The following is an 8,299-nucleotide window of genomic DNA, read 5'->3' as shown; positions in this document are numbered from 1 at the left end:
TACCTCACCCGCAACCTGCACAGGCTCCTGACCAGGACAAACGCACTCGCCGCTACGGCTTGACGAACATAGAAGCGTCTTTGCAACGACCCTGGATTTCATGTGAAGTAGTCGGGTCGGCTGACATAGGTGTCGGTGACGAACATGACTCCGGAGGAGTTCTCGAGCAGAGGGCGTAGGCCGGCGATGAGGGCGTCGGCGCGGTGGTCGGGGATGACGGTGATGAGCAGGGCGAGGGTGTCCTGTTCGTTGAACAGCAGCCGTCCTTCGTGGTATCCGCTGTGGCCCAGACCGGAGACGCCGGAGATAGTGGTGTATCCGGTGGCGCCGGAGTGCTCGATGATGCGGCGAACGTCGGGGGCGTCGGTTCCCGAGACGATGACCTCGATTCTGGTCATTTTCGCGAGGTTGGTGCGGGTCATGGCTGCACTCCGTTCGAGGTGGGGTAGGGAATCCATCCCCCGCGGGCGCGGTGTTGCCAGGGGGAGCTCTGGTCGGTGCGGGCGAGGAGAGTGATCCAGTGGTTGTCGACGAGATCGCGCACCTTGGGGTTGCGGGCCACGATGGTGTCGATTCGCTCGTGCGGGGCGTGGACGAGGACGAGCAGGCGCATCGGTTCGTGCACGAGGCGGTTCCCGACTGCCACCGATTGCCAGGGCAGGCCCGTTCGCAGGTCTCCGGACGGGCCGGTGAGAACGCCGATTCCGCCGACGACGTTGTGGGTTGTTTTGGTGCCGGCGCCGAAGATGTCGGGGGCGACGGTGGAGAAATAGTATTGACAGTTGATCCATTGCGCGACGATCATCGCTGCGGTGAAGATCGTTTCCAGCGCGGTCGCGGTCGGGTCGTCGTCGGGGTTGTAGGAGTGCAGGAAGCAGCGGCTGCGCAGATCGACGCCTGCGGACAAGGTGCGTGGTCCGATGATGAATGCCGCGTTGCCGGCCAGGCCCCATTCGGGATACACCTGTGCCCAGTCCGCGCTACGGGTCCCGGCGTGGCGTGCCGCCGTGTGCGGACTCGGTCGGTCGGGCGCGCCGGGAAGCAGGGTGGTTCGTTCGGCAGCGAGGCGACGTCCGGCTTCGGCCAGGTCGGCGGTGAGCCGATCGAGGTCGTGCCGATGTGTGTCGGGCACCCGGTAGCGATCGAGGATGGTGACGCGGTCGCTGGTGGTGTCATGCTCGGCGGCGACGAACCAGCTGTCGTCGGGAATGTCGATGCCGCGGCTGGCGAGCCTGTCGCGCACTTCGGTGTCATTGAGGATGTCCACGGCGGCGCGAGCGTTCGGCCCGCCAGGGTTGCCACCGCAGGCGCCGCAGGCCAGGGCCGAATGGAAGGGGTTGTTCTCGGTACTGGCGCTGTGTCCGCAGAACACCACCAGCCGAGCGAAACCCTTGGTGAGTCCCATGACCGTGAGGGCGGTTTCGGCGATCTGCACACGCTGGTCGAGACCGAGCCCGCCGGCGGTGTCGATCACGGTGCGGGCAGGGGGCGCGATCCGGGTCCGGGTGCGGGTGCGCCATCGCCGGTAGCGGCGAGGTGCCAGGGTTTTCGCGGCGGCCACGGGCCCGCTCGCCCAGCCGAGGATCTCGGCGAGAGCGAACGGTGCCGCCAGGTCGGCTTTGGCGGTGTGGACCGCGTCCGCGGTGGCTGCGAGGGTGTGCAGTCCGGCGATGTGGCGCTGCGCCGCGACGAGCGCTGCCGGGTCGGGTTGTTCATATAGGTCGATGTGAGGTGTCACCAGAGCCGGCGCCGCGATCGCGGGATCGCCGTTGGCGAGGGCGTGGATGCGGCTGGCCACAGCGAAGAACCCCGCGAATCCGAACGTGTCGTAGCTGCCCAGCGCCTCGAGGTGCCGGCGCAGTCCTTCCGAGCGGGGATCGATACACAGCACCAACTGCGCGTCGGCGCGGGTGAAGTTCGGGGTGGGGACGGGTTTGTCCAGTTCCTCCAGCAGACCGCGGCGATAGTGCGTCTCGTAGGCGTCCAGCCACACCAGTGGCCGCGAATCGACGGGCATATGGTCGAGAATCCGGAGGATCGACGCCTCGCCGGCGGCATCGAGACCGGTCGTGCCCAATGCCTGTGCCGCGCGATGGGCACGGTCTGTGGCCGTGCCCGATGGGTGAGCGGGACCAGGAGCCGTCCTCGCGGGTAGTTCGGTGGTGTCGAGCAGGTGCGCCTCGTAGCTGAGCCGGACGGCGAGATAGTCGACCAGGTCGATTGTGGAGCCGGGTGTGTTGCTGTGCCACAGGATGTGGCTGGCCCAGCCCGGCAGCCGCGTCAGGTGGGCGCGCAGGTAGGCGATGCGTTCACCACCGTGTCCTACACCGAGTCGTGCCAGTGCGTGCGAGATGGCATCAGCGGGATCGGAGGGGAGGTCGCGCAGCGCGCGGCGAGCGGCTGCGGGGAGCCGCGGATCGCGTGGCGCCAGATCGGCCCAGGCCGGGTAGAAGCCCCGGTCGCGGCCGGGCATTGTCCAGCTGGCCTGGCCGGGATCCAGATACGCCGAGCACCATTTGACGGTTTGAGCGTCGATCGCTGCCGCGGTGCGCGCGCACACGCGTTCGCTCAGAGTGAGCAGCCGGCGGGTGGGGGGTGGCGGGGTCGATCCGTGGACAAGGTCGGCCAGAAGGATCTCGGCGGCGGTGTAGACGCGTCCGTCGACCTCGACAGGTGCCGCGGTGACGGCGTCTGGGAGTCGGCGCTCGAGAGCCTCGCTCAGATCGGCCTTCGTGATTCGGCCGGTGGTGTGGGCGGCGCGGAACTCGGCCTCGTCGAGGGTGCCTCGGAGGCCGTAGAGGTCACCGGCGATGGCGAGAGCGTCGTCGAAGGGCCGATGTTCCAGCCCGCCGAGTGGGTTGACCGCGATAAAACTGCTCAACGGCCATACGGGGGTGAGGACGCGGGCGGCCACACTGATCTCGGCTCGCAGCTGTGCGCGCTCGATCGCGCGCTGATCGACGGGGACCGAATCGACGGTGACTGTCATGATTCTCCTACCACAACGGGAACGAACGATCTGGTAGGCGCGGCACTGCGCGCGCCCCTGGTGAACGCGGTCCTGCGAGCGCGCGGACCAAGATCACCGAGACTCAGACACACCACATACAGGGTCTTGTGCAGCGAGGTCAGAGCGGGGACGGTGGTGACCCGTACGGTGGTGAGCGCCGCGACCACCACGAAGACCGGGATCAGCGTCCACGCGCTCATTACCGCGGGGCCCGCGGCCCGCAGAGTGGGTTCGGTGAAGGCGCTGAAGACCGACAGCGCACCGAGGTAGGCAACCATCACGGCGATGAGCACTGCGATGAACGCGCTGGCGGGCCCCGGTTTCGTCACGCGTCGGGCCCAGCCCCACATCAGGCGGGTGCCCGTCACCCACGCGAACGCCAGCAGCAACACCGTCCCGGAATGGGCGAGCCCGAACACCGATTCCCACAGCCACACCGCACCGGCGAGCGCCACCGTGGGCACCAGGAGGGCGAGCGCTCCGAAGGCGCGCCGCGCACCCGGACTGCCCAATGGTCGCGGTGGTGCGGTGCGTTCTTTGACGTGATCGCCGACCGCGGACCCCGACCCCAGGAAGAGCGTGGCCTTGTACATGCCATGTGCGATCAGGTGGAACAGCGCGGCGGAGTAGGCGCCGAGAGCGCACGTCATCACCATGAATCCCATCTGGCCGACGGTGGAGTAGGCCAGTGCGGACTTCACGTCGGGCCGGGTCAGCATGAGCGCGGTGCCGTAGACTGCGGTGAGCGCGCCGGCGAGGAAGGCCAGACCCGTCGCCGTGGCGTAGGAGTCGATCATCGGGTGCAACCGCAGCAGCAGCACGCCGCCCCCGTTGACGATGCCGGCGTGCAGCAGAGCTGACAGCGGTGTCGGCGCGGCGACGGTGGCCGGAAGCCATCCCGCTATCGGGACCAGCGCGGAGCGAGCCACCGCCGCGATCACGAGCGCTCCCGCGATGATCGAACCCGCCGCCGATGTGGTCGTCGGCAGCTCGAGAGCGCGCAGGTCCACGTTCCCCCACTGCACGGTGGCCACGATCACCGCCGTCCACAGCGCGATGTCGCCGACGAGCACCATGCGTGCGGTCCGCGCGACCGCCACCGGCACCCACGCATCGGCGCGGTACACCCGCAACAGCCACCACAACCCGAGGCCGATCGCCGACCAGGCCACAGCCAGCCCGATCAGCGTGGCGGCGGTGACCATCGCCGCGGTGGCCGTGGTGAGCAACCCGGTCAGCGCGGCGAAGCGGGCCGCCCGAGCGTCTCCGCGCAGGTACCGCGTGGCGAAACCCTGCACCACGGCACTGACGCCCAGCACCAGCAACAGCAACAGCACCGACACTCGATCGGCATAGAACCCGGCCACCGCCGACCCGTCCGGGCCGGTGGTCATGACCGCGGCGACCGGGCCGCGCACCGCCACCTCTATGGCGACCACGACAGCCGACACGGCAGCGAACGTCGTCACCGCGACACCGCAGCGACCGGTGCGCCATCCCGCGAGCAACAGCGGACCGGTCATCGCCGGCAGCAGTACCGATACCAGCAGCAGCACACTCACTGGCCTCTCCCTCCCAGCGGACGACCCGCTGATCACTCACCGACGCGATCACCTGTTGTCGGCGACCACCCGAACACCGCCCGGTTGCCACCGGATTGCCGGGAGCGGTCGGGGAACGCGATCGGACGCCGTCGATCACGACATAACGCGACTCACAATACACGAAATATAAAACACGTTCTCGGATGTGTTAAATCACTGTCGCATGTTGTAGCGTGTGATGCGTGACGGACTGGACGTTTCTCACCAACCACGCGCGGGTGCTGCTGTGCATCGCCCGCGACGATCAGATGCGCCTGCCCCAGATCGCCGACGAGGCCGGCATCACCGAGCGGGCGACCCAGCGCATAATCACCGAACTCGAACGCGCGGGGTACCTTGAGCGCAACCGCGACGGTCTGACCGGTCGCTACCGCCTCAACGGCGAGCTACCTTTCCGGCCACGGACGGACCGGGACGTCGCCGTGGGCGAGGTCCTCGACCTGCTCGAACACCCCACCCGAGACGACGGGTCCGTGGCCTCGGTAGCCCGACTGGAGCCGCGGCTGGTCGGCACGACGTCGGCGTGGATGGTGCTGCTGGTGCGCAGCGTCGACGATCTGGACGCGGCCGTGCCCGCGGTGAACGACTACCTGAACCACCTGCGTGAGGGCCTCTCGCCTGCCAGTCGGCACGACAGCACGCTGCTGGGCATCTGGGTCCGCGGCGACCTCGAAGAGGGACTGCCCGAATGGCTGCACTACGAGTCGGCCACCCCTGCGGCGGCCCAGGACGAGACCTCGCAGGCGGCCGTGGCTGAGGCCATGGTCGGGGTCCGCAGGTCGGTGTCACTGTCGGGACTCTGGACGCTGTGCTGGATCGACGGTCCCCTGCTGCGTGCGACCGACACCACCGATCAGGCCCGTCGGCACGTTCTCGACACGTTCGTCGCGGCTACCTCCGAGCCGCGAGGGTCGCGCTTGGGCGGCATCTTCTACGCCAGCTTCGCCGCGAGCCGCCCCTCGAAGTTCATGGCCGCCGAGGTCGCGGATCTGCGTGCCCGCCATCCGCGTCTGGTGGCCGATCGGTGGTTCGTCGTCGACGACGATCAGGGCATCCAGAGGCTGATCACCTACTCCGGAGTCGACCGATGACGCACACAGCCCGACCGACGACGTTCACCGGCCCTGGGACGATCTCCCCCGCAGCCGCCGCCCGGCCCGCTCCGGCCCAGGTGCAGGGGGTCGTCCGCGGCGCTGCGGAAATCCTGCGCCGAGGCGGTCTAGTCGCCTTCCCGACCGAGACCGTGTACGGGCTCGGTGCCGATGCCGAGAACGCCGAGGCGGTCCGCCGAGTCTTCGAGGTCAAGCGGCGGCCCGTGACGCACCCGCTGATCGTCCATCTCGCCGACTCCGGCCAGCTCGGCGACTGGGTCACGGGAACACCGGGTTACGCTCGGGTGCTCGCCGAGTGGTTCTGGCCGGGGCCGCTCACCCTGGTCCTGCCGCGTAGTCCCCGCATTCCGTCCGTTGTCACCGGTGGATGCGACACCGTCGCGGTGCGGGTCCCGCATCATCCCGTCGCCCAGCGCCTGCTCACTGCATTCGGCGGGGCGATCGCGGCGCCGTCGGCCAACCGTTTCGGTGCCGTCAGCTGCACCAGCGCCGAACACGTCGCCGACGAACTCGGCCCCGCCGTGGACCTCATCCTCGACAGCGGCCCCTGCCCGGTCGGGATCGAATCGACGATCATCGACGTCACCGGCGACGAGCCGATCCTTCTCCGCCCGGGCGCGGTCGGGGTGGATGATCTCGCCCGGGCACTGGGCCGGCCGATCCGAACAACCACACCATTGCCCGGGCACCGCGCGCCCGGGCAGCATCCTTCGCATTACGCCCCCCGCGCGCGCGTGGTCCTGGTCGAGGAGAGCGAGATCGTCGCCGAGGCCGATCGACAGCAGTCACACGGCCTGCGAGTCGGAGTCTTGCGACCACCCGCGAGCACGGCATCGATCACCATCGACAGCGCGCTGGTGATCGACGTGCCGACGGCAATCGGCGACTACGCCCGCGATCTGTATCGACTCCTGCGCGAATTCGATCGTCACGACTGCGAGGTCGTCATCGCCTCACTCCCTACCCCCGCGGGTGTCGGTCTGGCCATCGCGGACCGCCTCACCCGCGCATCCGCCCCTCGCCCCGCAGGAACCGCGTCGACCAGCGCATGCGCCGAGTAGGAGAGGATCTGTGTCAACGACGCGAGTCGAGCGCGACCAACTACATGTGCAAATGAACTCACGTAAGACAAAATGGCAAACAGGGATCGTAGATTGTAGGGTGATCACGGTGGCGGACTGGACGTTTCTCACCAACCATGCGCATGTCTTGTTGTGCATCGCACAAGACCCCGGGATGCGGCTACGCGACGTCGCCGACGCGGTCGGCATCACCGAACGCGCGGCTCAGCGGATCGTGGCCGAACTGGAACAGGCAGGCTACCTCGAACGCGTCCGCGACGGGCGCCGCAACCGCTACCGATTGAACCAGGAACTGCCACTGCGGCACCCCCTCGACCGCGACCACGCGGTCGGGGAAATCCTCACCGTCCTGACAGCCGAGCCGAAGACCGCCCCCGGCCGTAGCGCATGAGCGCACCACACCCCTACCGCGACCGCGAAGTCGCCCTAGCGACCAAACATGGCAAGGAGCGGGTGCTGGCCACCGCCCTGGCCGAGCGGCCCGGCCTGATGGTCCAGGTCGCTACCGAGGTCGATACCGACCAACTGGGCACTTTCACCGGCGAGATCGAACGCCCGGCACCACCACGCGAGACAGCGCTGAGGAAAGCCCGCCTCGCCATGCAGGCCCTGAGACTGCCCCGTGGCCTGGCCTCCGAGGGCGCCTTCGGCCCCCACCCCATCGCCGGATTCATCCCCGCAGGACTGGAATTCCTCGCCTTCGTCGACGAGGACCTCGGCCTCGAACTCGTCGTGCACCATCTCGAGTGTGACACCAACTTCGGCCACACCGTCACCGACCAACTCGACGAACGAACCTCACAGTTCCTGCAATCCGCCCAGTTCGGCAGCCACGCGGTGACCGTGCGGCCGAACACCGCCACAACCGACGAGGCACTCTACAAAGGCATCCGCACCAGCTCCGCCCTCGCCGCAGCCCTCGCATGCTGCGCGGCGGCGTCCTCGGACGGGCACGCGCGCATCGAAACCGACATGCGCGCCCACCTCAACCCCACCCGCATGCGCAGCATCGCACGACTGGCCACCGAACTGGCCGAACGCCTCGACCGGCTCTGCCAGAGCTGCGGCGCCCCGGGGTTCGGTCGCGTCGCCACCGAACCCGGCCTCCCCTGCAGGCTCTGCCTCACCGCCACCCCGCAGCCAGCCGCAGACATCCACGGCTGCGCCCGCTGCGAACACCGCACCAGAATCAAGCGTCACGAACTCGCCGACCCGGCGGGCTGCCCCTTCTGCAACCCCTGACACCCACGAGACAGCCACCACCACCCACCATGCAAATCGCGAAACTCGATTCGCATATCAACTGACATGTGTTCGGGCATGTGGCAGCCTCGCGACCGAGGCTCAACCTGGCCCCATGCACGAGCGTCGGTCGGCAGCAGGCACCCCTACTCCCCCAGGGTCATTTCAAAGACGCTTCTATGTTCGTCAAGCCGTAGCGGCGAGTGCGTTTGTCCTGGTCAGGAGCCTGTGCAGGTTGCGGGTGAGGTA

Annotated in this window: 7 protein-coding genes; 4 read left to right on the top strand and 3 right to left on the bottom strand. The window is 68.3% G+C overall.

Features of this window, described 5'->3' with window-relative positions:
* Positions 1-98 precede the first annotated feature (98 nt).
* Genes ACYVK7_RS17925 through ACYVK7_RS17915 form a run of 3 tightly spaced genes read right to left on the bottom strand, consistent with a single transcriptional unit; the run spans position 99 to position 4,572 of the window.
* Complete coding sequence (locus tag ACYVK7_RS17925) at positions 99-398, bottom strand: P-II family nitrogen regulator (RefSeq protein WP_377191023.1); 300 nt, start codon at positions 396-398, stop codon at positions 99-101.
* 20 nt (positions 399-418) lie between these two features.
* Positions 419-2,989 (bottom strand): DUF2309 domain-containing protein, encoded by a 2,571-nt coding sequence (locus tag ACYVK7_RS17920; RefSeq protein WP_253878235.1) that lies wholly within the window; start codon positions 2,987-2,989, stop codon positions 419-421.
* A complete protein-coding gene (locus tag ACYVK7_RS17915) occupies positions 2,986-4,572 on the bottom strand; it encodes a proton-conducting transporter transmembrane domain-containing protein (protein ID WP_253878233.1) in 1,587 nt (528 codons plus the stop codon). Before ACYVK7_RS17915 ends, ACYVK7_RS17920 begins: the two co-directional genes overlap by 4 nt.
* Before the next feature lie 224 nt (positions 4,573-4,796).
* Between ACYVK7_RS17915 and ACYVK7_RS17910 the strand changes: the two genes are divergently transcribed.
* The 4 genes from ACYVK7_RS17910 (at position 4,797) to ACYVK7_RS17895 (ending at position 8,050) form a co-directional block, all read left to right on the top strand.
* A complete protein-coding gene (locus ACYVK7_RS17910) occupies positions 4,797-5,705 on the top strand; it encodes a MarR family transcriptional regulator (RefSeq protein WP_242136444.1) in 909 nt (302 codons plus the stop codon).
* The gene (locus ACYVK7_RS17905) at positions 5,702-6,787 is read left to right on the top strand and encodes an L-threonylcarbamoyladenylate synthase (protein WP_253878231.1); all 1,086 of its coding nucleotides are present in this window, start codon (positions 5,702-5,704) and stop codon (positions 6,785-6,787) included. The genes ACYVK7_RS17910 and ACYVK7_RS17905 overlap by 4 nt, the downstream gene beginning before the upstream one ends.
* A 109-nt stretch (positions 6,788-6,896) precedes the next feature.
* Positions 6,897-7,199, top strand: a complete 303-nt coding sequence (locus tag ACYVK7_RS17900) for a helix-turn-helix transcriptional regulator (protein ID WP_242136446.1) — start codon at positions 6,897-6,899, stop codon at positions 7,197-7,199.
* Positions 7,196-8,050 (top strand): DUF6671 family protein, encoded by an 855-nt coding sequence (locus tag ACYVK7_RS17895; RefSeq protein ID WP_253878229.1) that lies wholly within the window; start codon positions 7,196-7,198, stop codon positions 8,048-8,050. Before ACYVK7_RS17900 ends, ACYVK7_RS17895 begins: the two co-directional genes overlap by 4 nt.
* Positions 8,051-8,299 lie beyond the last annotated feature (249 nt).

Source organism: Promicromonospora xylanilytica (assembly GCF_054782895.1).
The sequence above is the reverse complement of the archived record's forward strand: the minus strand, read 5'-3'. Positions and strand labels throughout refer to the sequence as shown.

Coding starts and splice junctions, on each gene's coding strand:
- ACYVK7_RS17925 (WP_377191023.1), bottom strand. CDS start 398: ATGACCAGAATCGAGGTCATCGTCTCGGGAACCGACGCCCCCGACGTT.
- ACYVK7_RS17920 (WP_253878235.1), bottom strand. CDS start 2,989: ATGACAGTCACCGTCGATTCGGTCCCCGTCGATCAGCGCGCGATCGAG.
- ACYVK7_RS17905 (WP_253878231.1), top strand. CDS start 5,702: ATGACGCACACAGCCCGACCGACGACGTTCACCGGCCCTGGGACGATC.
- ACYVK7_RS17895 (WP_253878229.1), top strand. CDS start 7,196: ATGAGCGCACCACACCCCTACCGCGACCGCGAAGTCGCCCTAGCGACC.